21 protein-coding genes are annotated in these 23912 nt (G+C 59.7%); 15 read left to right on the top strand and 6 right to left on the bottom strand.

Annotated features, from left to right (window positions below; translation table 11 throughout):
• Positions 1 to 127: 127 nt before the first annotated feature.
• Positions 128 to 1252, top strand: a complete 1125-nt coding sequence (locus FY528_RS14990) for an MBL fold metallo-hydrolase (RefSeq protein WP_149071846.1) — start codon at positions 128 to 130, stop codon at positions 1250 to 1252.
• Between the two features lie 4 nt (positions 1253 to 1256).
• Here the strand turns inward: FY528_RS14990 and FY528_RS14985 are convergent, their stop codons facing one another.
• A complete protein-coding gene (locus tag FY528_RS14985) occupies positions 1257 to 3188 on the bottom strand; it encodes a hybrid sensor histidine kinase/response regulator (RefSeq protein WP_149071845.1) in 1932 nt (643 codons plus the stop codon).
• Between the two features lie 126 nt (positions 3189 to 3314).
• A complete protein-coding gene (locus tag FY528_RS14980) occupies positions 3315 to 4715 on the bottom strand; it encodes a cytochrome P450 (RefSeq protein WP_149071844.1) in 1401 nt (466 codons plus the stop codon).
• 163 nt (positions 4716 to 4878) lie between these two features.
• Between FY528_RS14980 and FY528_RS14975 the strand changes: the two genes are divergently transcribed.
• Positions 4879 to 5178 carry a hypothetical protein gene (locus FY528_RS14975; protein WP_149071843.1) on the top strand — a complete coding sequence of 100 codons (300 nt, stop codon included), beginning with the start codon at positions 4879 to 4881 and terminating at the stop codon, positions 5176 to 5178.
• Positions 5179 to 5440: 262 nt separating this feature from the next.
• Here the strand turns inward: FY528_RS14975 and FY528_RS14970 are convergent, their stop codons facing one another.
• Entirely contained in the window at positions 5441 to 6430 is a 990-nt protein-coding gene (locus tag FY528_RS14970; RefSeq protein WP_149071842.1) for a polyprenyl synthetase family protein, read from the bottom strand.
• A gap of 281 nt (positions 6431 to 6711) precedes the next feature.
• Between FY528_RS14970 and FY528_RS14965 the strand changes: the two genes are divergently transcribed.
• From FY528_RS14965 to FY528_RS14950, 4 genes are all read left to right on the top strand, one after another.
• Complete coding sequence (locus FY528_RS14965) at positions 6712 to 7572, top strand: alpha/beta hydrolase family protein (protein ID WP_149071841.1); 861 nt, start codon at positions 6712 to 6714, stop codon at positions 7570 to 7572.
• A 5-nt stretch (positions 7573 to 7577) separates the two neighbouring features.
• Complete coding sequence (gene folK / locus FY528_RS14960) at positions 7578 to 8060, top strand: 2-amino-4-hydroxy-6-hydroxymethyldihydropteridine diphosphokinase (RefSeq protein WP_149071840.1); 483 nt, start codon at positions 7578 to 7580, stop codon at positions 8058 to 8060.
• A 113-nt stretch (positions 8061 to 8173) separates the two neighbouring features.
• The gene (locus FY528_RS14955) at positions 8174 to 8569 is read left to right on the top strand and encodes a hypothetical protein (protein ID WP_149071839.1); all 396 of its coding nucleotides are present in this window, start codon (positions 8174 to 8176) and stop codon (positions 8567 to 8569) included.
• 69 nt (positions 8570 to 8638) lie between these two features.
• Positions 8639 to 8980: a cupin domain-containing protein gene (locus FY528_RS14950; protein WP_149071838.1), complete on the top strand. Its 342-nt coding sequence runs from the start codon at positions 8639 to 8641 to the stop codon at positions 8978 to 8980.
• A gap of 132 nt (positions 8981 to 9112) precedes the next feature.
• Here the strand turns inward: FY528_RS14950 and fabD are convergent, their stop codons facing one another.
• Positions 9113 to 10000: an ACP S-malonyltransferase gene (gene fabD / locus FY528_RS14945; protein WP_149071837.1), complete on the bottom strand. Its 888-nt coding sequence runs from the start codon at positions 9998 to 10000 to the stop codon at positions 9113 to 9115.
• Positions 10001 to 10115: 115 nt separating this feature from the next.
• On the bottom strand, positions 10116 to 13025 hold the full coding sequence (locus FY528_RS14940; RefSeq protein WP_149071836.1) for a T9SS type B sorting domain-containing protein: 2910 nt from the start codon (positions 13023 to 13025) through the stop codon (positions 10116 to 10118).
• 223 nt (positions 13026 to 13248) lie between these two features.
• Here FY528_RS14940 and FY528_RS14935 point away from each other — a divergent pair, with 223 nt between their 5' ends.
• The 9 genes from FY528_RS14935 to FY528_RS14895 all read left to right on the top strand — a co-directional run bounded on the left by FY528_RS14935 (position 13249) and on the right by FY528_RS14895 (position 22043).
• Complete coding sequence (locus FY528_RS14935; RefSeq protein WP_149071835.1) at positions 13249 to 13923, top strand: succinate dehydrogenase cytochrome b subunit; 675 nt, start codon at positions 13249 to 13251, stop codon at positions 13921 to 13923.
• Between the two features lie 13 nt (positions 13924 to 13936).
• The gene (locus FY528_RS14930; RefSeq protein WP_149071834.1) at positions 13937 to 15871 is read left to right on the top strand and encodes a fumarate reductase/succinate dehydrogenase flavoprotein subunit; all 1935 of its coding nucleotides are present in this window, start codon (positions 13937 to 13939) and stop codon (positions 15869 to 15871) included.
• A gap of 132 nt (positions 15872 to 16003) precedes the next feature.
• Positions 16004 to 16759, top strand: coding sequence for a succinate dehydrogenase/fumarate reductase iron-sulfur subunit (locus FY528_RS14925; protein ID WP_149071833.1), 756 nt, complete (start codon positions 16004 to 16006; stop codon positions 16757 to 16759).
• Between the two features lie 87 nt (positions 16760 to 16846).
• Positions 16847 to 17374: an NADPH-dependent FMN reductase gene (locus tag FY528_RS14920; RefSeq protein WP_149071832.1), complete on the top strand. Its 528-nt coding sequence runs from the start codon at positions 16847 to 16849 to the stop codon at positions 17372 to 17374.
• Positions 17375 to 17441: 67 nt separating this feature from the next.
• Entirely contained in the window at positions 17442 to 17822 is a 381-nt protein-coding gene (locus FY528_RS14915; RefSeq protein ID WP_149071831.1) for a hypothetical protein, read from the top strand.
• 103 nt (positions 17823 to 17925) lie between these two features.
• Positions 17926 to 18699 carry an MbnP family protein gene (locus FY528_RS14910; protein WP_149071830.1) on the top strand — a complete coding sequence of 258 codons (774 nt, stop codon included), beginning with the start codon at positions 17926 to 17928 and terminating at the stop codon, positions 18697 to 18699.
• A gap of 3 nt (positions 18700 to 18702) precedes the next feature.
• Positions 18703 to 19764 carry a cytochrome-c peroxidase gene (locus FY528_RS14905; RefSeq protein ID WP_149071829.1) on the top strand — a complete coding sequence of 354 codons (1062 nt, stop codon included), beginning with the start codon at positions 18703 to 18705 and terminating at the stop codon, positions 19762 to 19764.
• A gap of 37 nt (positions 19765 to 19801) precedes the next feature.
• Positions 19802 to 20788, top strand: a complete 987-nt coding sequence (locus FY528_RS14900) for a hypothetical protein (RefSeq protein WP_149071828.1) — start codon at positions 19802 to 19804, stop codon at positions 20786 to 20788.
• A gap of 139 nt (positions 20789 to 20927) precedes the next feature.
• Positions 20928 to 22043 carry a cytochrome-c peroxidase gene (locus FY528_RS14895; RefSeq protein ID WP_149071827.1) on the top strand — a complete coding sequence of 372 codons (1116 nt, stop codon included), beginning with the start codon at positions 20928 to 20930 and terminating at the stop codon, positions 22041 to 22043.
• A 338-nt stretch (positions 22044 to 22381) separates the two neighbouring features.
• On the opposite strand, the gene ftsZ is transcribed toward FY528_RS14895, so the two are convergent.
• Positions 22382 to 23887, bottom strand: a complete 1506-nt coding sequence (gene ftsZ, locus FY528_RS14890) for a cell division protein FtsZ (protein ID WP_149071826.1) — start codon at positions 23885 to 23887, stop codon at positions 22382 to 22384.
• Positions 23888 to 23912: the final 25 nt, after the last annotated feature.

Raw genomic sequence — 23912 nt, 5'->3', positions numbered from 1 at the left:
GGCCGGCTCAAAGAAGCGCGAGGCTTGGCCACCCGCTACGAGAAAACCGCCGCCTCTTTTTTAGCCGTCGCTCACCTGCTCGCCGCCCTGGATTGGATGCGCTGACTGTCCACACTCTCTAGTTCGTATGCGCCAACCCCGACGCTTATTTATTCGCCTGTTAGGTGGCTTTCTGGTGGCCCTGCTCGTGGTGGGCGGGGCTTTTGCCAACCTGAGCCCGGAGTTTGGGGGTAAGCCCACCAAGGCCCAGCGCGCGGCCTATGCCAAAACAGGCCACTACCGGGACGGCGAATTTCAAAACCTGGTGCCCACCACGCTCATGACGGGCGGCAGCACGTTTTCCTCGCTCTGGAAATTCCTGTTTACCAAAACGCCCAACGAACGGCCCGCTGCCCCCCTGCCCACCCAGCCGCTGACGCCCGCTCATATTCAGCAGAAAACCAACGAGACAGTGCGCGTGACGTGGTTTGGCCACTCGGCCAGTCTGGTGGAAATAGCGGGGAAAAACGTGCTGCTCGACCCCATGCTAAGCGTGCAGATGGGCCCTTTGAGCTGGGTGACGCCCAAGCGCTACAACCCTCAGTTGGCCATAACGGCCGAGCAGCTGCCCGCCATCGATGCCGTACTGATTTCACACGACCACTACGACCACCTCGACTACCAGACCATCCGCCGCTTAAAGGATAAGACGGCTAACTTCTACGTGCCGTTGGGCGTGGGGGCCCACCTGCTGGCCTGGGGCGTGGCGCCCGCCAAAATCCACGAAATGGACTGGGGCGACTCGCTGCAGCTGCCGGGGCTTACCATTGTGAGTACGCCCACGCGGCACTTCTCGGGCCGGGGCCTCACCAACCGCAACTCCACTTCCTGGAGCTCCTGGGTACTGAAATCAGCCACCAAGCGCGTGTTCTACAGCGGCGACGGGGGCTACGGCCCGCACTTTGCCGCCATTGGCCGGCAGCACGGTCCCTTCGACCTGGCCCTGATGGAGTGCGGCCAGTACGATGCCGACTGGTCCGAAATTCACATGATGCCCGAGCAAAGCGTGCAGGCTGCCCTCGACGTGCAGGCCCGGCTGATGCTGCCGGTGCACTGGGGTGCCTTCACGGAAGCTCACCACGCCTGGAATGAGCCCGTGCGCCGGGCTACCGCCGAAGCCGCCCGCCGCCAGCTGCCTATCACCACACCCCAGCTAGGCCAGCCAGTAACCCTAGACGCTGGCCCCCTGCCCCAGGTACGCTGGTGGCAGTAACAGCCTAGGTAGCAGTCAGTAGCCGGGTAAGCTTGGCAAACAGCACGGCGTCGTCGATGGGTTTGGCAATGGCGTCGTTGATGCCAGCGGCCAGGTACTCCTCCGTGTCGCTCTGGAAGGCATTAGCCGTCAGCGCCAGAATCGGGACCTGGGCTTTGCGTGCGTCGGGCAGGGCCCGCACGGCCGCCGTCACCTCTAGCCCGTTCAGACCGGGCAGCTGAATATCCAGTAGCACTCCATCGTAGGTGTTTTGGGTGATGCAGGCCAGCCCCTCCACGCCATCTTCCGCTTCTTCCAGGGTCACGCCCCAGTCTTCGAGGAGCATACGCGCCACTAACCGGTTGATGTCGTTGTCTTCTACCAGCAGCAAGTGCTTGCCACGCAATGCGCCGGTATCGTAGGTGGTGTGGGCGGGCGGGGCATCGGCCGGCTTGGGCACCGCCACGCGGGGCAGCGTGAGCTGGAAGGCAAACGTGCTGCCCTTACCTACTTCGCTGGTCACGGTGAGCGTACCATTCATCTGTTCCACCAGCGCCCGGCTGATGCTCAGTCCCAGGCCGGTGCCGCCAAACTGCCGGGTAGTATCGGCGTAGGCCTGGGTGAAGTTTTCGAAGATGCGGCCCAGCTTATCGGGGGCTATGCCCACACCCGTGTCGCTTACCCGGAACTCCACGGTTAGCTCCTCCCCGGTTTCGGCCAGGGCGTAGCCGCCTACTTTAATATGGCCCCCGGCAGGCGTGAATTTTACCGCGTTGCTGACCAGGTTCATCAGAATCTGGTTGAGCCGGTGCGCATCCCCAATCACCCAGGGATACGGGCAAGAGTCGCGCAGCAGAGTTCCTTCCACCGTAATACCTTTTTCCTGGGCCTGGTAGATGAGGGGCTGGATGGCCTGCCCCATGGAGTCGCAGAGGTTGAAGGCCGATTGCTCCAGCTCCAGCTTGCCGGAGGTAATCTTGGCCATGTCCAGCACATCGTTGATGACGCCCAGCAAGTGGCGGCCCGAGTTGCGGATAATACCCAGCAGCTCCTGCTGGCGGGTGTTCAGGGGTGTTTTGGCCAGCTGAGCGGCTATGCCCAGCACGCCATTGAGGGGCGTACGGATTTCGTGGCTCATGTTGGCCAGGAAATTCTCACGCGCTTTGGCCGCTGCCTTGGCCGCTTCCGTGGCCTGCTTTAGGTCCGTCACATCGGCACTTACGCCCAGCACGTGGGTGGGGCCATCATCCCAGCGCAGGGGCTGCTTAATGGTGTGCAGGTAGCGCAGCCTCCCATCGGGCAAGGTCATTTCGTCTTCCACTACTACCTGCTGGCCCGAGGCCAGTACGCTGGCATCGGCGGCATCGTAGCTGGCGAGCTGCCGGGCCTGGTGGCTGGCTATTTCGGCGGTGGGCTGGCTGTTGGCCAGCTGTTCGGCCAGCTCCCGCGTAGCCGAGTTCTGGAACACATAGTTGCCGGCCGCATCACGCACGTACACAAGTACCGGCACCGCGTCGAGCACCTGCCGGGTAAAGGCTTCCTGGGCCGCCTGCCGCTGTTGGGCAGCTACCTGGGCCGTCTGCTCCACCAAATACATGTTCACGTATTCTTCCTCGGGGAAAGGAACGATGTACGCGGCAAACTGACGTTCACCCAGCTTCAGCATCCGTTCTATTGGCTGGCCGCTCGTCAGCGCCTCTGCGGCCCAGCCAAACGCCTGGACGCGGCCTTCTTCCTGCACGTCAGCAGGTAATGAAGCCGCCAGCGCATCGGCGGCGGGGTTGGCAAACAACCGCTGCCGATTGGGCCCCAGCCGATAAGAGGGATTGGGGTTTTGCGCCGGAATGCGGGCTATGGTGAGCTGCTCAGCCAAAGCGGCGCGCAAGGCCAGAATCTCGGCCTGGGCATCGGCCAGATTGGTGGGCAGGGACTCGGGGGAACTGGGCGGGGTGGACATAGATAAGCAGGCAAAAGACAGCACCTTGGACCAGAAGCGGCAGCCTGCCCCAACATATGCCCAAAGATCGAGCTTCCATTGTTGTGGAGCAAGCAGCCCGTTTTCAACCCCTAACCTTCCGAAGTGTTAGGGCAGGGAGCTGAATTCCACCAGCAGGCCGGGCTGCGGACGCAGGGTAACCAGCGGCACGGGCACCACGGCAGCGGCCGACACCGGCCCTACCGCAAAGTGCCGGAGCGTTTCGAGCAGCACCAATTGAATTTCGGCCAGCGCAAAATGGTTGCCGATGCACAGACGGGGCCCGCCCCCGAACGGCAGATAGCCGTAGGCCGGCACGGGTGGCTGGGCATCGGGGGCAAACCGCTCCGGCCGAAAACTGTCGGCCTCGGGCCAGAGGCCGGGGTGGCGGTGCAGGCCGTAGAGGTAAATCGAAAACAGCGTCCCCTTGGGAATGGGCTGGCCCCGAAACTCATCGGCTTCCAGCGCTACCCGGTCCAGAATCCAGGCGGGCGGGTAAAGGCGCATGGTTTCCTGAACGACCTGCATGGAGTACGGCAGTCGGGCCAGGTCCTCAAACGCGGGAGCCTGGGTGCTCAGGCCGGCCTGGCGCAGCTCTTCGCGCACGTTTTCTGCGACCTGGGGATGACCCGCCAGCAAGTAAAACAGCCAGCTCAGGGCATTGGCGGAGGTTTCGTGACCCGCCAGCAGCAGGATGTTGGCTTCGTCCAGCAGCTGGTCTTCCGTCATGGGTTCCCCGGTATCCTCGTAGCGCACATCCAGGAGCATCTGCAGCAGGTCGTCTTGCCCGGGGCTGGCGCCGGCCGCCCGCCGCTGGCGGATGTAGCCGCGCACCAGCTCGCGCAGCTCCCGGCTCAGGGCATCGTGGTGGCGGTAGCGGCCGGCCAGCTGAAACCACGGGTGCAGGTAGGGCTGCCGGATGGTGCGCACGTAGAAGGCCTGTATCTGGGTGAGCATGTCCGACAACCGCTCCCGCTCCTGCTCGCTCATGCTGGTACCAAAGGTGGCCTGGGCAATGATGCGAAACGCCACCCGCGTCATGGCCTCGTGAATATCTACCACGGCTGGCCCCGCGGCCGTGCGCAGGCGCAACTCCCGGGTCCATTCCTCGGCAGCCGCCTGCATTAGGCGCGTAAGGCCAGCCAGGCGCTGGCGGTGGAAACCTGGCTGAATCAGGCGGCGCTGCCGCAGCCAGTCGGCGCCTTCGTTGGTGAGCAGGCCGCGGCCCAGGTAGCGAATAAGGCCGTGCGTAAGGTCGGACTTGAGGTAGCGGCGGTGGTTTTTCTGCAGAATGTGCTGCACCAGGGCCGGGTCGCGGGTGACGATGGTGGGCCGGATGCCGCCCAGGTGAATGCCTACCGTGTCGCCGAGGCGCAGGTGGACCTGGTCGAGGTTGTCGATGGGGTTGCGAGCCATAGCCAGCAGCGAACGGAGGGTGCGCCAGCGCGGCACCCACGGAATTGGGCCGGACAGCGGCTCGGCAAGGGCCTGGGCAGGTTGCGTGCTCATGCAGGGAAAGCCAATGGTTTCTGAAGGGAAGGTACGCACGTTTCCTTGTTCGCTTTCCTCCGCCTTTACCGCAAACACAACCCCACCCTACCCTCCCCGCGTACAGCCTGTAGGCCCTGGCGCCTCACCTCCCATCCTTTCTCCAACCAAACACCCGGTTCTTATGTGGATTCAGCAAAAAAATACGCCAGCCCCCCTCGACGAGCTGCAAGGCCGCACGGTAGGGCTTAAATTCGAATGTAATTCTTGTCAGACGGAGGTATTCACCGACCTGATCGGGGTGCCCGCCGCCGACCACCTGGCCAACTCCACGGAGGACGACGGCCAGTTCGAAACCGAGGAAATCAAATGCCCCGGCTGCGACATGACCCACGAAATCACGGTAAAAAGCACCTTCGACGGCGTACACTTCGAGGTGTCGGACGTGAAGCCCGAAAGCGTAGCCTACCAGGTGAAAGCCTAACCCACGGATTCGAGCGGATTTTTCGGATTTCGCGGACGATTCGCAGTAATTGTCTGTCATCCTGAGCAGAGCGAAGAACCTTTGCACGGCGGTATTACTGTCGAACGGCCTCGTGCCGGCGTGATAAGGTCCTTCGCTCCGCTCAGGATGACAAAAGACAAAAAGCCTCGCACAAAGTGTGAGGCTTTTTGCTGCCTGATTGCCAAGGCTGATATCGTCCACAAAATCCGTGAAATCCGAAAAATCGGCCCGAATCCGTGGTTTACTTCTCCCGCTCGATGGTGTAGTTGATCAGCTGCTCCAGGGAGGTGCGCGAGGCGGAGGCCGGGAAGGTGTGCAGCACCGCCAGCGCCTCGTCGCGGTACCGCTCCATGGTACGGATGGCGTACTCCAGCCCGCCCGACTGCTTCACAAAATCGATAACCTGCTGCACCCGGTCTTTGCGGCCTTCGTTGTTTTTCACGTTAAAGATGACGCGGCGCTTGGTTAGCCAGTCGGCCTGCTGCAGGGCGTAGATGAGGGGCAGCGTCATCTTTTTCTCCTTGATATCGATGCCCACGGGCTTGCCGATTTCGGCCGTGCCGTAGTCGAACAAGTCGTCTTTGATCTGGAAGGCCATGCCTACTTTCTCGCCGAACAGGCGAGCCCGCTCTACGGTTTCCTTGTCGGCCCCGGCGGAGGACGCTCCCACGGCGCAGCAGGAAGCAATCAGCGAAGCCGTTTTCTGGCGGATAATGTCAAAGTACACGTCCTCCGTGATATCGAGGCGGCGGGCTTTTTCGATCTGCAGCAGCTCGCCCTCACTAAGCTCCTTCACGGCGTTGCTCACAATTTTGAGCAGGTCATAGTCGTCGTTTTCCAGGCTCAGCAGCAGGCCTTTGCTCAGCAGGTAGTCGCCCACGAGCACGGCAATCTTGTTTTTCCAGAGGGCGTTGATGGAAAAGAAGCCGCGCCGGTAGTTGGATTCGTCCACCACGTCGTCGTGCACCAGCGTGGCCGTATGCAGCAGTTCAATAAGCGCCGCGCCCCGAAAAGAAGCTTCCGGCAGTGGACCCTCGGACTGGTTTCCGCTGATTTTGGCGGTAAAAAACACAAACATGGGCCGGATCTGCTTGCCCTTGCGCTTCACGATGTAGCCCATGATCTTGTCGAGCAGCAGCTGCTTGGTTTGCATGGACTGCCGGAATTTCTTCTCGAACTCCTCCATTTCGGCGGCAATAGGCGCCTGTATCTGGTCCAGCGTAACGTTCATGCGGGTATTTTGGGCGCTGCAATGATACGGGTAAAAAGGAGAAATGAGGCGGTTAAGCCATTAACAGGGCGCGGACGCAGGCCATTTCGCGCCTGCCACTGCTGCCTCCGCCTAAACAACCCGCCAAGCCCCGAAAGGTAACCAGCACCAGTCTTACCCGGGCGCGGGACGCAGCACTGCGGTCCTACCCCCCGCACCCTGCTCCGGGCCTGCGCAACGCCTTAAGGCCGGCTGGCCCGGCCCTGCCCGTAATGACCGGCCCCCTGCTTATCTTCGCCGCTATGCCAGACCAGCCCGTCCAACTGCATTTTCAGCTGTCCAGTCCGCGCCATTCCCGGCCCTTCACCGCCGATGCCTGCCTGCTGCCCGATGGGCAGCCCAAGCCGGTGGTGGTTTTCGTGCACGGCTTCAAGGGGTTTAAGGACTGGGGGCACTTCAACCTGCTGGCCGACTGGTTTGCCCGGCGGGGCATTGTCTTCGTCAAGCTCAACCTCTCCCACAACGGCCTCGTGGTGGGGGGCACCGGCGACCTGGAAGACCTGGAAGCCTTTGGGCAAAACAACTTTTCCCTGGAGCTGGACGACATTGGGGCCCTCCTCGACCAGCTGCCGGCCCTTTTGCCGGCGGCCGAAGTTGACCTCGGACGCCTGGCCCTGGTTGGGCATAGCCGCGGCGGTGGCTTGGTGCTCCTGAAAGCGGCCGAAGATGCCCGGGTGCACGCCGTGGTCACCTGGGCTGCCATCAACGATGTAAACCCCGGCTGGCCCGAGACCCTGCTACAGCAGTGGCAGCAGCAGGGCGTTTTTCACGTGGAAAATGCGCGCACCGGCCAGCAGTTGCCCCTGTACTTTCAAATTGTGGAAGACTACCACCAGAACCGCCTGCGTCTCGATATCCGCCACAACGTGCGCCGCAAGCTCGGTGGCCGCCCCCTGCTCGTGGTGCACGGCGACGAAGACGAAACCGTGCCCGTACGGCGCGCCCATGAGCTCAAGGAGTGGTATCCAGCCGCCGAGCTGGCCCTGCTGCCCGGGGTCACGCACAACTTCGGAGGCGCCCACCCGTGGAACGTGGCCGAGCTGCCCGAAGCTGCCCGGCAGGCCGCCAAGGCTACCCTGGATTTTTTGCGGCGCGTGCTGTAGTGCCCATGCCTACGGCTTACCTTTTACTGGGCTCCAACCTCGGCAACCGGACCGAGTATCTGCGTACGGCGGTACAGCACCTGCAGGAAACCGCCGGCACCGTGGAGGCAGTTTCGAGCCTGTATGAAACAGCCGCCTGGGGCCTCACCAGCCAGCCGGCGTTTCTAAACCAGGCCGTGCGGCTGCGCACCCTGCTTACGCCGGCGCAACTGCTGGCCACCTGCCTGGCCATTGAGCAGCGCGCCGGCCGCGAGCGGCACGTACGCTGGGATGCCCGCACCCTCGACGTGGACATTCTGCTCTACGGCGACCAGGTGCTGGATACGCCTGCCTTGCAAGTGCCGCATCCCCGCCTGCCGGAGCGCCGGTTTGCTTTGGTGCCGCTCTTCGAAATTGCCCCGGAAGCAGTGCACCCGCAGCTGCAGTGCACCGTAGCTGAGCTGCTCGTTGCCTGCCCCGATTCGCTGGCGGTGGAGCGGGTAGGCTAGTGCCGGCCCGTTCCGGCTAAGCGGGACGTGGCAAGAAAGAAGTTGGCGCCTAAGCGAGCAGTTCGCGGCGCAGCTTTAGTAGGCGCACATCGTGTAAGGACAGCATACCCAGCATGGAAATAAGAATCTATAACGCTCAAGAGCAAACCACTACCACCCTGGCCGTGGAACCAGTGGCTGATAGGGTATACCGGGCCGTTGAGAATGACATAGTCGATGACCGGCTGACTTACGGAACGACATTCGGAACAGTCCTGCAGGAGAGTGGCGCGCACGAGGTGGTGTCCATCATCGAGCCTTCGGCATATACTACGTGGCGCTTTGTGCTTTCCCCACGTTACAAAGAATCGGAATACCGGCTGCTGGGCGACGAGATTATGCGGCAGGGCGGTTTTTGGCAAGTTGATTTCAACTGCTTTGCTACGATAAACTTACCTCCCCACAGCACCCTCCCCCTGGTCGAGCTGTTCGAGCTGTTTGACTTGGAGCCTCCGGAAATGGTAGAATAAGACCTATACTACTGCCCTGTTGCTTTGGGCTACGGCAAATTCTCTTCAAGCATCCATCCCATTATTCCCATGAACACTGCCTCATTTAACGAAGATTTAGCATTCGACGAAAACCGGGTTAAAACGAAAGTTTTACTGGAGACGTCCTTTTCCAAGGAAATCCGCATCCTGCTGAAGGCCGAGCAGATAATGAAGGAGCACAAAACGCCCTATCCCATTTTGATTCACGTTCTGGAAGGCCGGATTGCGCTTGGTGTACACGGCACTACGCAGACCATGGAAAGCGGCGCCATCATATTCTTGGAAGGCAATGTTCCGCACGACCTGACGGCGGAAGAAAACTCGGTGGTCCGGCTTACCCTATCTAAGCAAGACAAGGTGGAGCGCCTGCAGGAGGTAATCAACAGCTAAGAATGTAGGAACGTAAAGGCTTGCTCTCTGCCGGTATGAACTCAGAAAGAACTTCTTTTAAGTATTCGTCTATCCCAAAGCGCCCTGCTGGAACTGTCCGGCAGGGCGCTTTGGGGTTTTGGCAGCAAGAAGCTACACGGCTGCTGAGGCCACAGCTGCCTCCGGGGCAATTTTCTTGACGAGGCCCTGCAGCACTTTGCCGGGGCCGCACTCCACAAACTCGGTAGCGCCGTCCTGCACCATGCGCTGCACGCTCTGGGTCCAGCGCACGGGAGCGGTGAGCTGGCGCACCAGGTTCTCACGAATTTCGTCGGGGTCGGTGTGGGGAGCGGCGTCTACGTTCTGGTACACCGGACAGATGCCGGGCGAGAATGTGGTGCGGGCAATGGCCTCCGCCAGGGCTGCCTCCGCCGACTGCATCAGCGGGGAGTGAAAGGCGCCGCCCACCGGCAAGGGCAGGGCACGCTTGGCCCCGGCCGCTTTCAGCTGCTCGCAGGCCAGCTCAATGCCTCGCTGAGAACCCGACACCACCAGCTGACCGGGGCAGTTGTAATTGGCAGCTACCACTACGTTGCCGGCAGCGGAAATTTCCTGACAAATGCGGGCCGTAGTATCATCATCGAGGCCGAGGATGGCGGCCATAGTGCCGGGTTGCTCCTGGCAGGCAGCCTGCATGGCCTGGGCCCGCTGGGCTACCAGGCGCAGGGCATCCTCAAACTTGAGCACCTTGGCCGCTACCAGCGCCGAAAACTCGCCCAGGGAGTGTCCGGCTACCATTTGCGGCTGCAGGTTAGGCACTACCGCCGCCAGAGCCACCGAGTGCAGGAAAATGGCGGGCTGCGTCACGTCGGTGCGGCGCAGGTCCTCCTCAGAACCCGTAAACATGACGTCGGTGAGCGAGAAGCCCAGGATATCATTGGCTTGCAGCATGAGGCTGCGGGCCTCGGGGTGCTGCTCGTACAGGTCGCGGCCCATGCCGCTGAACTGGCTGCCCTGACCGGGGAAAATAACGGCTTTCATACAGTGAAAAATCAAGGGGAAAGATGGATGGGGCGGCAAGATAGCCGAAACACAAAAAAGCCCGCTCCCAGATGGCAGCGGGCTTTGCTGGAGACTTGTTGGGACGGCAACTGGCTTACCGCACAATTTCAACCCAGCCTTTGTAGGTCTTTTTAGTGCGGGCAAAGTCGGCAAACTCTACCTCAGCCAAATAGTAGTAAATGCCATCCACCACCCGGGAGCTGGGCGTGCTCAGGCCTTCGGTAGTGGCTTTATCGGTGCCATTCCACTCAATAAGCGGGTTCTTGTCTCCTTCGTACACCTTGCGGCCCCAGCGGTTGAACACCGTGAACTTGGTGCGGATGATGGGACTGGCCACCTTGGGCCGGAAGGTGTCGTTGGTGCCGTCGCCGTTGGGCGTGAAGATGTTGGGCAGCACAAAGAACAAACAGGCATCCTGGCAAACAATATTGCTGGGCGCACTGGCCCGCTTGTTCTTATCCACCGATACCACGTAGTAACAACCCGCCGGCGTAGCCAGGTCGCGGTCGACGAAGCTCTTGACCGTGGTAGAGTCAATTAGCTGGAAATCGGCCAGGTTTTGCGACTGGGTGGCGCTAAAGTAGATGCGGTAGTAAGCAATGTCGGTGCTGCAGTCGGCCGGGTTGTTCTCGTCCAGCGTCCACGAGAGGCGGTTGTTGTAGGGCGTGTTGGAAAGGTTGGGGAAGTACGGCAGCGCGGCCAGACTGTCGCAGTTAGTAGGCCGCAACGTGAGAATGGGCGGGCAGGGCACCGTGGCCAGGAACACGCATTTTTCCTGGCTCTTGTTCAGCAGGGGGCCAATGGGCGGCGTTTTGTACTCCCCGTTAGTTTCTACATAGTAGCAGTACTCCTGGCTTTTCTTCAGAGGTTTATCCAGAGTACCTTTATCGAGGTAGGTACCACCGGTGGCACCACCCGGCACCGTCGTCAGGAGCGTGTAGGTGGCCGCCCCGGGGTCGCGACGGTAGATGCGGGTGGGCCGCACCGTGTTGTCCCAGGGTACTTGGTACTGCCACGTCAGGTTGATGCCATCACTGGTAGCTGTGGGCGCACCTTCCAGCCGTACCGACGAAGCCGGCAGAGGTTGTTCCAGAATTTCCTCGGTTCCACCCTGCACTTTGCTGCTGAAGAACTCAATGCGGTAGGTATAGGCCAGTTCCTGGGTGTTCAGGTTGGCATCCACATACACCGTATCGTTGAGGTTGCGAATGGTAGCACCCACCTGCTGGGTAGGGTTGGAATTGATGCCCTCACTACGGTACAGCCGGTAGCCGGAAGGCGTAAAGAAAGCGCCCGAGGCCAGCACTGGCTTGGTCCACACTACTTTGATGGCGCCATCAGTAACGCCGGTCCGCTCTACCGTCACGTTGGTGAGCAGAATCGGGCGGCCTTCAATCTTGGCGCACACCTCTGCCGAGGCCAGACTCTTGCCCCCGGCCGGCAGCGGAAACTCGGCGTAGATACGGTAGCAGAACGTTTTGCCGCGCTCCAGGCCCCGTCCGTTATTATCGTCGCGGAACTCGGTCGTATTCTTAGCTACGTCCCCGATTTCCACGTAGCCAGCCGAAGCCGGTATGCCGGGGTTACAGGTGTCAGGCTCAAAGTTGCCGGAGCCTTCGCGCCGGAAAATGCGGATGCGGCTGGCGTTCTGGCACTCATACAGGTCCCACGTCAGGTTGATGCCCAGGGCCTGCGGAGTAGCTTTTAGGTTTTCCGGCGGCGGCCCCACCACCTTAATGCGCCAGACGCCCTGGTCAATCAGGGGCACCTCGTTGGCAGCAGGATTATCCGATGCCCGGAAGACGATTTGATAAGGCTGCTCGGCTACATCGGCACAGGTAGAGCGCCAGCGGAAGACCCCGCTTACAGGGGCCGTACGCTGCTTCTGCCGGAACGTAGCCCGGAACCGCTCGTAGCCTGTGGGCTGGAGCACGGGCGTACGGGCCAGCAGCCCGCCAAAGGCCGTCAGGTCGATAGGGTCGCCATTGGGGTCAGTGGCGCGCACCACGCCCCGGGCTGAGTCACCGGCAATGATGCAGATGTCGCGTGGCAGCGTCAGGATAGGGCGCAGGTTATCGGTGGGGGCCACGGTAATCTGCATATCCCGCAGTATTTCCCCAATCTTCACGGCGCGGGCACCCGCCACCCGGCGCCATTCCTCCACCACAAACGCAATGTTATAATCACCGGCCGTACTGGGGGAGTTCCACACAATCTGGCCCGTCACCACGTCCTGGGTAAACGTAGCGGGCTGCCCAACCTGCGGGGCCGGCGGCCCCCCGAACGGCACCTGCACCCCACCAGGCGAAACGGAAGCCGCCTGGTCGTTGGGGTAGCGGTAGACGGGGACATCCTGCGGAACGGGGGTATTATTCCGCACGCTGGCGACGCCGCCCGGTACCCACTGGCACACGCGCAGCTTATAAGCCAGACTATCCCCATCGGCATCCGATCCGGCGGGGTTGTGCAGAAACACCTGCCTGATAGCGGCCTGGTCGATGGGCGGCGCGCTCAACACAGGGGAACGGTTGCCTCTCAGCGCTGGGTTCACAATCACCGTCGCGGAGAGATACATATTGATGTTGACCGATGCTCCCCCGTTGATATTACGGATATTGGTTTTGCGGTTTTCGCCGATGTAGTGCAGCGTATACACCCCGGGCGCGTTGTATATATGGGAAAACCGGTACACGTTCCGGCTGATATTATTGGCTAACGGCGTCTGGCTTTCCCGTACAATAGCATCAAGTCCGCTGGTTGTACCATCCCCGAAGAAGATGGTTTCCCGGTCATCAGTGGAGGCGGGCTGGTTGGTTACGGAGTACGTAATCAGAGTAAAGAAATACCGGCCCGTAACGGGGTTGGCGGTGGTATCGGCAATGATTCGGATATCCCCGGCGCGTAGGTGAGTGGCCTGGGCCGGGCGGGCACCCAGGGCGGCCAGCAGGACCAGCCCTACCGCCCATAGCCGACGCCACTGTTCCGGAAGTAAGAGTCTATTCATAAAGGAAGGCCATACAGCTGACTGGCAGCCAGCAAAGAAGGTCGGAGTATTTACGACGGAAACCTAACAAAATTGTGCGTAGCGCGGTTATCTCCCCGTCTAGCGCGTGTTACGAGAACGGCCGAGGATAGATGCAAACGTTTCGGCCGGATTGTTTCGTACATGGTTGGCACCTACCTTTGACCGATACAACCGCCCTACCCAAAACCCTTCAGTAGTTTCTATGAGTTGGATCAGTAATACGTTTTCCAGCAGCATCGGCCGCAAGATCATCATGTCCGTAACGGGCTTGTTTCTCTGCTCTTTTCTGGTCGTCCACTTAGTCGGCAATCTGCAGTTGTTTAAAGACGACAACGGCGTAGCCTTCAATGCCTACTCCGAGTTCATGGGCCACAACCCCATTATCCGCACCATTGAATGGGTGCTGGTACTGGGCTTCGGGTTCCATATCTACCAGGGCCTGGCTCTGGCCGCCAAAAACCGGGCGGCCCGGGGCAGCAACTACGTGTCCGACCACATTGAGCAGAACAGCAAATGGTACTCCCGCAGCATGGCCTTGCTGGGCAGCATCGTGCTGTTCTTTTTGGTAGTACACCTGTATAACTTTCTCGGTTCCCTGCGGTTTATGGATGTACCCCGCGACGCCAATGGCAACGAAGACGCCTACGGTCTGGTGGTCCAAGCCTTCCGCAACCCCTTCTATGTAGCTCTCTACGTGGTGGCGCAGGTGGCTTTGTGCTACCACCTGCTGCACGGCTTCCAAAGCGCCTTCCAGACGCTGGGCCTCAACCACCGCAAGTACACTCCTGCCATTAAAGCACTGGGCTTCGGCTTTTCCATCATAGTGTGTGCTTTGTTTGCCGCTATGCCCGTGTACTTCTTCTTCTTTAAATCCTAACCTCGTCCACCCGATGATCCTGGATTCCAAAATTCCCGAAGGGCCCCTGGCCGAGAAGTGGGAAAAGCACAAGTTCGATGTGAAGCTCGTCAACCCCGCCAACAAGCGGAAGTACGACATCATTGTGGTGGGCACCGGCCTGGCCGGCGCTTCTGCAGCGGCTTCACTGGCCGAGCTGGGCTACAACGTGAAGGCCTTCACCTACCACGATTCGCCCCGCCGGGCTCACTCCATTGCGGCGCAGGGCGGTATCAACGCCGCTAAAAATTACCAGAACGACGGCGACTCTGTTTTCCGTCTGTTCTACGATACCATCAAAGGTGGTGACTACCGTGCCCGCGAAGCCAACGTGTACCGGCTGGCGCAGGTGTCGGTAAACATTATCGACCAGTGCGTGGCCCAGGGCGTGCCCTTTGCCCGCGAATACGGCGGGCTACTGGCCAACCGCTCCTTCGGGGGTGCACAGGTAAGCCGCACGTTCTACGCCCGCGGCCAGACTGGGCAGCAGCTCCTGCTGGGCGCTTACTCGGCCCTGAGCCGTCAGGTAGCCTACGGCAAGGTAAAGCTGTACACCCGCTCGGAAATGCTGGATCTGGTAGTGGTTGATGGCAAAGCCCAGGGCATTATCACCCGCAACCTGATTACCGGCGAAATCGAAACCCACGCCGCCCACGCGGTAGTGCTGGCCACCGGTGGTTACGGCAACGTGTTCTACTTGAGCACCAACGCCAAGTATTGCAACGTGACGGCCCCGTGGCGTGCACACAAGAAGGGCGCCCTGTTTGCGAATCCCTGCTTCACCCAGATTCACCCTACCTGCATTCCCGTATCCGGCGACTACCAGTCCAAGCTGACGCTGATGTCGGAGTCGTTGCGCAACGACGGGCGCGTATGGGTGCCGGCTACCAAGGAAACAGCGGAGCGCCTCCGCGCGGGTCAGATTCGGGTACAGGACATTCCCGAAGAAGAGCGTGACTACTTCCTGGAGCGCAAATACCCCGCTTTCGGTAACCTCGTGCCCCGCGACGTAGCTTCGCGCAACGCCAAGCAGATGTGCGACGAAGGACGCGGTGTGGGTGGTTCGGGCCTGGCCGTGTACCTCGACTTTGCCGATGCCATCAAGCGCAACGGTGCCGACTGGGTAGCCCAGAAGTACGGCAACCTGTTCGATATGTACGCCAAAATCACCGGCGAAAACCCCTACGAGCAGCCCATGCGCATTTACCCGGCCGTGCACTACACCATGGGCGGCCTGTGGGTGGATTACAACCTGCAAACCACCATTCCGGGCCTATACGCTACGGGAGAGTGCAACTTCTCCGACCACGGCGCCAACCGCCTGGGGGCTTCGGCGCTGATGCAGGGCTTAGCCGATGGCTACTTCGTGATTCCCTATACCATTGGCGACTACCTGGCTAAAACGGCCCCGAAGCCGGTAACCACCCAGCATCCTGCCTTCCAGGAAGCCGAGGCGGCCGTGCGGACCCGCATCGAGAAGCTGATGAGCATCAATGGCACCCGCACGCCCGACGACTTCCACAAGGCACTGGGCCACATTATGTGGGAATACTGCGGCATGGCCCGTAATGCCAAAGGCCTGGAATTTGCCAAGGCGGAAATTCAGAAGCTGCGTCGCGAGTTCTGGAGTGACCTGAAAATTACCGGCCTGAACGAGGAGCTTAACCAGACCTTGGAAAAAGCCGGCCGCGTAGCCGACTTCCTGGAGTTGGGCGAACTGATGATAGACGACGCCTACGACCGCAACGAAAGCTGCGGCGGCCACTTCCGCGAGGAATATGCCACAGAAGAAGGCGAGGCCCAGCGCAACGACGACGAGTATGCCTACGTGGCGGCTTGGCAGTACATGGGCGACAACCAGCCCGAAGTATTGCACAAGGAGCCGTTGCATTTCGAAAATGTGAAGCTCACCCAACGCAGCTACAAGTAATTTTTAGGCTGTTAGCTATTGGCTGTTGGCCGTTGGCATTGTCCGACGGGGTGACAGAACGAGAAACTAACAGCTAACAGCCCATAGCTAATAGCCAACCATATGGCCGGAAGTAACCCCAACGCCAAACCGATGAATCTCACCCTGAAGGTGTGGCGGCAAAAAAACCGCGCTGCCAAAGGTGGCATCGTGGAATATAAAGTAAAGGATATATCCCCGGATATGTCCTTCCTGGAAATGCTGGACGTACTCAACGAAGACCTGCTGCGCAAAGGCGACGAGCCAGTAGCCTTCGACCACGACTGCCGCGAGGGCATCTGTGGTTCGTGCAACCTGTTTATCAATGGCCGCGCCCATGGCCCGGAGAAAGGCACTACTACCTGCCAGCTTCACATGCGCAAGTTCTCGGATGGCGACACCATCACCATCGAGCCCTGGCGTGCCAATGCCTTCCCCGTTAACAAAGATCTGAGCGTAGACCGCTCCGCTTTTGACCGCATCATTCAGGCTGGTGGCTACGTGAGCGTCAATACAGGGGGAGCCCCCGACGGCAACGAGATTCCGATTCCCAAGGAAATTGCGGACCGCGCATTTGAGGCTGCTACCTGCATTGGGTGCGGGGCCTGCGTAGCTTCGTGCAAAAATGCTTCGGCGATGTTGTTTGTTTCGGCTAAAGTAAGCCAGCTGGCCTTGCTGCCCCAGGGCAATGTAGAGCGCAAAGCCCGTGTAGAGAACATGGTAGCGCAGATGGACAAAGAAGGCTTTGGTGCCTGTACCAACATTGGCTCCTGCGCCGCCGAGTGCCCGGTGGGCATTTCCTTGGAGAATATTGCTATTCTGAACCGGGAGTTCCTGGCCGCCAAGGCTACATCCAATAACCTTGTGTAGCCCTTGCCGGTTACATACCAGGATTTCCGAAAAGGCGAAACGGTAACCCGTTTCGCCTTTTCTTTTTGCACGCATCAGGCTTCGTAAATGATAACCGTTATATCCGGCACCAACCGCCCGAACTCCCGGGCCCGACAAGTAGCCAGCTTATATACTTCTCTGCTGGACGAGCTACAGACCCCCCATCAGCTGCTGGACTTGGCCGAACTACCTACCGATTTTATGACGGAGGCCTTGTACCACAACGCCGGGCGCCACGCGGGGTTCAACCGCCTCGTGCACTTGGCCGAGCAGGCAGATAAGCTGGTATTTGTGGTGCCGGAGTACAACTGCTCCTTCCCGGGGGTACTGAAGACGTTTATCGACGGCCTGCCCTACCCCGGCGGCATCCGCGGCAAAAAGGCAGCTTTGGTGGGCCTCTCCGCCGGGCAGCAGGGTGGCATCCTGGCACTCAACCACCTCACCGATATCCTGATGTACCTGGGCACCACCGTACTGCCCGCGCGCGTACGCCTCCCCGGCATCGACGCTCACCTCACCAAAACCGGGGAGCTCCCGCACCCGCTGTTTCTGCAATTACTGCGGGAGCAGGCGGCGGCCCTGGTGAGCTGGTAGCCGCGGGCGTGAGTATTACACCCGCGTTCCTACCTTTGCGCACCTCAGGTCTTATCCGGTTGCTTTCTTGACGCGCTTTCTGGCTTATTTTCTGTGCTTCCTGCTGTTGCTCCAGACGTTTAATCGGGAGTTGCTGGTAGTGAATTATCAGTTGCAGAAGGACCAGATTACGCGCTTGTTTTGCGTGAACAAGGACAAGCCCCGCATGCGGTGCAACGGGCGCTGTCACTTGGCCAAGCAGCTGCGCAAGGCCTCTGATACCGAGCGTAAAGGTCCGCAGGCAGGTGTGGCCAAGCTCAAATATGAAGTGCTGCCACCACTGGCCCGCTTCCTACCCTCTCCCCTACCCACGTACCCGCGGCCCGTGCTCTTTGCCCCGCTGCCGGCCAATGGCTATGCCTTGGCTTTGGTACAGGCCATTTTTCACCCACCCACGTTACGCGCCTGAAACTCGTCAGCAAGAGCTTAATGGGCTCTTGCCTCGCAGGTGCGCCCTTTTCCGAAAAGGCGCTACCGGCTGCATTTCCAGTTTTCCGCCTAACGTTTTTTGTATGTTCCTTCGCAGCTTTCCTCTGCTATGCCTGTTGGCATTTGCCAGCTTCTTTACCGCCTGCACCGACGATACCGATACCAACTTAAACCCCGCTCCCTCCCAGCCTGGTACGCTCGATGTCGAAATTGACCACGTAGCGGGCACCGAGCCCCTAGCCTTCAATACCACCTACACCACGGCGGCCGGCGACAAGTTTACCGTGTCTAGGCTCAAGTATTACCTGTCCAACTTCACCTTGGGCAAGACCGACGGCTCAAGCTACCTGGTGCCTGAAAGTTACTTTCTGGTAGACGAAGCCGACCCGGAATCCAAGTTCTTTACGCTGGCGGATATTCCCTCCGGCGACTATACCTCCCTATCATTCACCATTGGCGTGGATAGCACGCGTAACGTATCGGGCGCGCAAACCGGGGCCCTCGACCCGATCAACAATATGTTCTGGACCTGGGACTACGGCTATATTTTCACCAAGCTGGAAGGCACCTCGCCGCAGGCCCCTAATCAGGCTCTGGTATTTCACATTGGAGGCTTTAAAAAGCCCAACAACACGATTCGCTCGGTTTCGCCTACGCTACGGGGCATCACCATTCCCATCCGTAAGGACCGTAACCCAGCCGTACATCTCAAAGCAGATGTGTTGCGGTTGTTTACCGGGCCCAACACGATTCGCTTTGCAACGACTCCGAACGTGATGGGCGGGGCCGATGCAGTTAAAATCGCCGACAACCAGCGGGCCGGTTTCTTCACCGTCGACCATGTGCATACCAACTAAGGTATGTGGCCACGACTTTTCCAGCTGACAGCCTTAGCGCTGGCGGGCAGCCTGTGGCTGGCCGCTTGTGGGCAGGCAGAAACGGCAACTCCCGTAGCGGAAGTGCCTGGCGTAACTGTGCCGGGCAACTTTCCGGCTCCCGTTTACGCCGCCGAAGCAAACCCGCCCACGCTCCCCGCCTTCGAGTTGGGCCGCGCCCTGTTTTATGACCCGCAACTGTCGCGCACTAAGGACGTGTCCTGCGGCAGCTGCCATCAGCAGTTTGCGGCCTTTGCCCACGCCGACCACCGCGTCAGCCACGGGGTAGACAACCGCCTGGGTACGCGCAATGCGCCTCCGTTGCAGAACCTGCGCTGGCGCCGGGACTTGCTCTGGGATGGTGGGGCCAAACACCTCGAAACCATGCCACTGGCCCCGCTCACCAATCCCGTGGAGATGGATGAGACCCTGCAAAACGTGCTCCGCACGCTTAATGCCGACGCCAAGTACGTGCAGCAGTTTGCCCAGGTATACGGAAAAAAGCCCATTGACTCGCAGCAGTTCCTGAAGGCGCTGACTCAGTTCACGGCGGCTCTCACGTCCAGCAACTCGCGCTACGACCACTATGCCCGCGGCGAGGCCGGTGGCACCCTTTCGGCGGCTGAGGTACGCGGCCTGACTCTCCTGCGGCAAAAGTGTAGCGCCTGCCATAGCACTGACCTATTCACCGACGAATCTTTCCGCAACAATGGGCTTGCCGGCGGTTTTGCCCTGGACTCGGGGCGCGCTCATATCACAAGGCAAGCCAGGGACCGAGGACGCTTTAAGGTGCCCTCGTTGCGGAACGTGGCGCGCACGGCCCCTTACATGCACGACGGCCGCTTTCAGACCCTGCCGCAGGTGCTGGCCCACTACGACCACGGAGTCACCGAATCGGCCACGCTTGACCCGCTGTTGCGCCAGTCCGATGGCCGGCTGGGTATTCCGCTCACTTCCGCGGAGCAAGCCGATCTGCTGGCTTTCCTGGCGACGCTCACCGATGAGCAATTCTTACACGACCCACGCCTGAGCGAAAAACCCCGCTAAGAGCCGCTCTACGCAACCTCCTTCTGCATTTCCTGCCATGAAACGACAGTTTCTTTTTGTTTTAGCCGGCCTGTTGCCCCTCTGGGGCCGGGCCTGCGACATCTGCGGCTGCTTTATGGGCATCACTCCCTACGACAACCAAAGCAGCATATCCCTGATGCACCGCTACCGGGCCTTCAATGGCTACCAGCAGTTAGGGCAACAGCACCGCTTTTTTCCCGCAGGCGTGCGGCCCTTTTTTCCGGCTGCTCTGAACCGTGACGACAATTACCGCCACGCCCATAAAGGCGATGCGCACGATTACGAGGTATTTCGGGTAGCCGAGCTGCGCGCTAAGTACTTTCTGGCCCAGCGTGTGGAGCTGAACGCCTTTGTGCCTTTTGCCATGAATACTTCCTACGCCAATGGCCGGGAGCTAACCCAGTCGGGCCTGGGCGACGTGACGTTATTTGCCGGCTACCATCTGCTGCGCGCCATTGAAACAGCGGGAATGCAAAGCCGCCTGATTGTGGGAGGCGGGACCAAGCTGCCCACCGGGGACTTTCGCCGGCGCAACGCGGAAGGACGACGCTACCCTACGCTTACCCAGCCGGGGACCGGCACCACCGACGGCTTTGTTTACGCCAATTACATTGGCAGCTACCGGAACGTCGGCATTAGTTTGAATACCAGCTACCGCCGGGCCACCCGCAATGCCTTCCAGGAAAGCACCGCCCCCAGTTCCAGCACCTTTGCCAACCTGTTTTACCGCCTCCCGCTCAAGGGCAACTGGCAGGTGTATCCCTCGGCGCAGTTTTTCTACGAGAAAACCAAAGGAGAAACCTTCGAAGGCCACCTCACCGGGGAGCATGCCATGAACAATGCGCTGCTGGGCCCTGGCATTGATGTGTACTACCAGAACGTTTCGCTGAATGCCAGTGCACAGTTTCCGGTATATACCGCTACTACTGACCACCCCGCCAGCGCCGGCCGGCTGGTCTTGGCCCTGGGCTATAGCTTTAAGCAAACCAAGTACTTGTTTTAGCACCCCAAGCGTTTAGTTGCCAACCAGGCTGTCCAGCTTCGGAGTGGCTTCGCTCCCGTCGCGGTGAACGAGGCAGGCGCACCCCAGTGTTCAGCTTTAAAACTATCTTTCTTTGCCTCAACCAAGCACGGCGCCGCGTATGGGCTTCTCTTCTTTTTGGCGCTGCTGGCTGGTGGTTGCCGCGGTATCAGCCCTACTCAGTGGGTGCGAGCCGGATCCGCCGTCCCCCACGCCCTTCAGCGCTACGCCTTACGACCTGCAGATTCCGGGAGGGTTGCCAGCCAAGCCGGCAATACCGGCGGATAACCTGCTCACTGTAGAAGGCGTAGCCCTGGGGCGCATGCTATTCTACGAGCCGCGGCTTTCCCGCAACAACACTCTTTCCTGCGGTAGCTGCCACCAGCAAAGCAAGGCTTTTACCGATGGCCGGGCCCGGGCGCTGGGTGTAGATGGCCAGCAGCACCAGCGCTCCACCATGTCGCTGGCCAACGTGTTGTGGGAGTTTAGCCTTAACTGGGACGGCGCGGCCCGAAGCCTCGAAGATCAGGCGCGGCTGCCCCTCGAAAATCCCGTGGAAATGCACCAAACGCTGGGCGAAGGTGTGCGCAAGCTCCAGCAGACAGACCTATACCCACCCCTGTTTGAAAAGGCGTTTGGCAGCCGACTTATCACCGAAGCCAACCTGCTGAAAGCTCTGGCCCAATTTGAGCGCACCTTACTTTCGGCCAACTCGCGCTACGACCGTTACCTCCGCCGTGAAGCCGACCTGACGCGCGACGAACAGATGGGGGCGCTGCTTTTTCGAAGTCATCCGGGTGAAGTAGGCGGCATTTTTGTGCGGGGTGCGGCTTGTCACCATTGCCACCTCGAAACCACAGGCCTTTTCAGCTCCCCAGAGTTCTTCAACAATGGCCTGGACGCCGCATTTGCTGACACCGGCCGTGGAGGCATTACTGGCCAAGTGGCAGATCAGGGCAAGTTCCGGGCACCATCCCTGCGCAACATTGCACTTACGGCTCCCTACATGCACGATGGCCGTTTCCAGACGCTAGAAGCCGTGGTAGACCATTACAACGAGCACGTGGAGCGCGCCAGCCCTTTCCTCGACCCCAACCTTTTACTTTCCAATACCCCCAATGGAACCAAGCTGGATCTGACGGCCAAGGAGAAGCAGCAGCTAATAGCCTTTCTGCGCACTCTCACCGATTCGGCTTTTATCAAAGACCCACGTTTTAGTAATCCGTTTCAACCCTAATCTTCACGGAACTATATAGTTACTTAAATGCGTTATATTTTTACTAGCTAGTAACTCCCTGATTAACCTTTCGTATCAGGCGCATAATGAAACGCATCTTCTACCTTTTGTTGCTGCTTTCTCCGTTATTCGGAGCGTGTAGCCATGCCGTTACGCGCCCGCTCTCTGTGGACCGCGAAATAGCTGAACCAACTAGGCTTGTGGCAACCACCGATACCATTGCAAGTACCCTCCTGGTTGAGCCCGTCAAGCCTTAAACTCACACCTTCTTAAAAAGAAAACCCCGCTGAGATGTCCCAGCGGGGTTTTCTTTTTAAGAAGGTGTGGTTCCAGAGAACCTAATCTACATTATCGTGCAGGAACCGATTGTCGCCCAGCAGCTCGTTGTCGTCGGACAAGTTGAAGCGCGAAATATTCCGCTCACTGGAAGGCACTACATTCTCTAGCTTTACTTGGCGGCGCAGATAGGCAGGCGTATCCAACTGGTCCTTGATTGCTTCGTTCGACAAGCCGTTGCTAAGCTCCTGCAAGCGCCGCCGCCGCTCCTCGGCCCGGGCATCCAGCGCCGGGCGGGAAGCTAAGGGCTGCGCAGCGGGTACCGGATGCTGAAACACAATGGGCTCAGGCGCCGGGGTAGACGGAGCCGCTACCGGCGGCTCGTACGTATATGGCGACGTTTCCAGATCAAAGGTTACTTTCGGCGGCTCCGGAGCTGCGGGCACCGAAGCTACTGGCACCGGCATTCCGAAAGAAGGAATTACCGTCGTAGGCGCCGGAGCATCCTGCCGGTCTTTATCGAAGATATTGATCTGCGGGTCGGGCGCAGGAAGGGTTTCCGACGAAGTAGAAGACGAGGCTACCTGCGTGATGTTGTGCGCATCACGGGCAAAGCCGGTAGCAATAACCGTAACCCGAATGCTCTGGCCCAGGGTTGGGTCGATACCGTGGCCGAAGATAACTTCAGCGTTCTGGCCGGCCTTGTCCTGGATGTACTCCGTGATTTCGGTCAGCTCATCCATTTCCAGCTCGGCCTGGTCGCCCGACATGATGGAGAGCAGAATCTTCTGCGCCCCGTGGATGTCGGTGTTGTTGAGCAGCGGCGAGGCCAGGGCTTCTTCGGCCGAGCGGCGGGCCCGGTTCTCCCCTTCTGTGATGCTGCTGCCCATTACGGCCGCTCCCGAGTCCTTCATGACGGTTTTCACGTCTTCAAAGTCCACGTTCACGTCGGCCGTTACGGTAATGATTTCCGCAATGGATTTGGCAGCCGTGCTCAGCACGTTATCGGCCTTGGCGAAGGCCGCGCGGATGGGCAGGTTGCCGTAAATCTCGCGCAACTTATCGTTGAGAATTACCAGTACCGTGTCGCAGTTGTCGCTCAGGTCCCGGATACCCATTTCGGCTTGCTGGCGCTTTTTCTTGCCTTCAAACATGAAGGGCGCCGTCACGATGCCCACCGTCAGAATACCCAGCTCCTTGGCCACTTTGGCAATAACAGGGGCTGCGCCAGTACCAGTACCCCCGCCCATACCCGCCGTGATAAACACCATTTTGGTGCCGTTGCTCAGCAGCTCGCGGATCTGTTCCCGGCTTTCAATGGCTGCTTGCTTACCACGCTCTGGGTTGGCCCCGGCACCCAGCCCTTCGGTCAGGTCCATGCCGATCTGCAGGCGGTTAGGCACCGTCGAGGAAGCCAGAGCCTGCTTGTCGGTGTTGCAGATAATAAACTCTACGTCCTTAATGCCTTGGCTGAACATGTGGTTTACGGCATTGGAGCCACCACCGCCCACGCCAATCACCTTAATGATGGACTTAGATTGGGAAGGAATATCGAATTTGAAATCCATGACGAGTGTCAATTAATAATTAATA

This window comes from Hymenobacter lutimineralis, from assembly GCF_008271285.1.
GTDB classification, from domain to species: domain Bacteria; phylum Bacteroidota; class Bacteroidia; order Cytophagales; family Hymenobacteraceae; genus Hymenobacter; species Hymenobacter lutimineralis.
Note: the sequence above shows the minus strand (reverse complement) of the source record. Positions and strands in the feature narration are given on the sequence as shown.

Excerpts from the sequence above, each read along its gene's own strand:
- FY528_RS14990 (WP_149071846.1), top strand. The coding sequence starts at position 128 with ATGCGCCAACCCCGACGCTTATTTATTCGCCTGTTAGGTGGCTTTCTG.
- FY528_RS14985 (WP_149071845.1), bottom strand. The coding sequence starts at position 3,188 with ATGTCCACCCCGCCCAGTTCCCCCGAGTCCCTGCCCACCAATCTGGCC.
- FY528_RS14980 (WP_149071844.1), bottom strand. The coding sequence starts at position 4,715 with ATGAGCACGCAACCTGCCCAGGCCCTTGCCGAGCCGCTGTCCGGCCCA.
- FY528_RS14975 (WP_149071843.1), top strand. The coding sequence starts at position 4,879 with ATGTGGATTCAGCAAAAAAATACGCCAGCCCCCCTCGACGAGCTGCAA.
- FY528_RS14970 (WP_149071842.1), bottom strand. The coding sequence starts at position 6,430 with ATGAACGTTACGCTGGACCAGATACAGGCGCCTATTGCCGCCGAAATG.
- FY528_RS14965 (WP_149071841.1), top strand. The coding sequence starts at position 6,712 with ATGCCAGACCAGCCCGTCCAACTGCATTTTCAGCTGTCCAGTCCGCGC.
- folK (WP_149071840.1), top strand. The coding sequence starts at position 7,578 with ATGCCTACGGCTTACCTTTTACTGGGCTCCAACCTCGGCAACCGGACC.
- FY528_RS14955 (WP_149071839.1), top strand. The coding sequence starts at position 8,174 with ATGGAAATAAGAATCTATAACGCTCAAGAGCAAACCACTACCACCCTG.
- FY528_RS14950 (WP_149071838.1), top strand. The coding sequence starts at position 8,639 with ATGAACACTGCCTCATTTAACGAAGATTTAGCATTCGACGAAAACCGG.
- fabD (WP_149071837.1), bottom strand. The coding sequence starts at position 10,000 with ATGAAAGCCGTTATTTTCCCCGGTCAGGGCAGCCAGTTCAGCGGCATG.
- FY528_RS14940 (WP_149071836.1), bottom strand. The coding sequence starts at position 13,025 with ATGAATAGACTCTTACTTCCGGAACAGTGGCGTCGGCTATGGGCGGTA.
- FY528_RS14935 (WP_149071835.1), top strand. The coding sequence starts at position 13,249 with ATGAGTTGGATCAGTAATACGTTTTCCAGCAGCATCGGCCGCAAGATC.
- FY528_RS14930 (WP_149071834.1), top strand. The coding sequence starts at position 13,937 with ATGATCCTGGATTCCAAAATTCCCGAAGGGCCCCTGGCCGAGAAGTGG.
- FY528_RS14925 (WP_149071833.1), top strand. The coding sequence starts at position 16,004 with ATGAATCTCACCCTGAAGGTGTGGCGGCAAAAAAACCGCGCTGCCAAA.
- FY528_RS14920 (WP_149071832.1), top strand. The coding sequence starts at position 16,847 with ATGATAACCGTTATATCCGGCACCAACCGCCCGAACTCCCGGGCCCGA.
- FY528_RS14910 (WP_149071830.1), top strand. The coding sequence starts at position 17,926 with ATGTTCCTTCGCAGCTTTCCTCTGCTATGCCTGTTGGCATTTGCCAGC.
- FY528_RS14905 (WP_149071829.1), top strand. The coding sequence starts at position 18,703 with ATGTGGCCACGACTTTTCCAGCTGACAGCCTTAGCGCTGGCGGGCAGC.
- FY528_RS14900 (WP_149071828.1), top strand. The coding sequence starts at position 19,802 with ATGAAACGACAGTTTCTTTTTGTTTTAGCCGGCCTGTTGCCCCTCTGG.
- FY528_RS14895 (WP_149071827.1), top strand. The coding sequence starts at position 20,928 with ATGGGCTTCTCTTCTTTTTGGCGCTGCTGGCTGGTGGTTGCCGCGGTA.
- ftsZ (WP_149071826.1), bottom strand. The coding sequence starts at position 23,887 with ATGGATTTCAAATTCGATATTCCTTCCCAATCTAAGTCCATCATTAAG.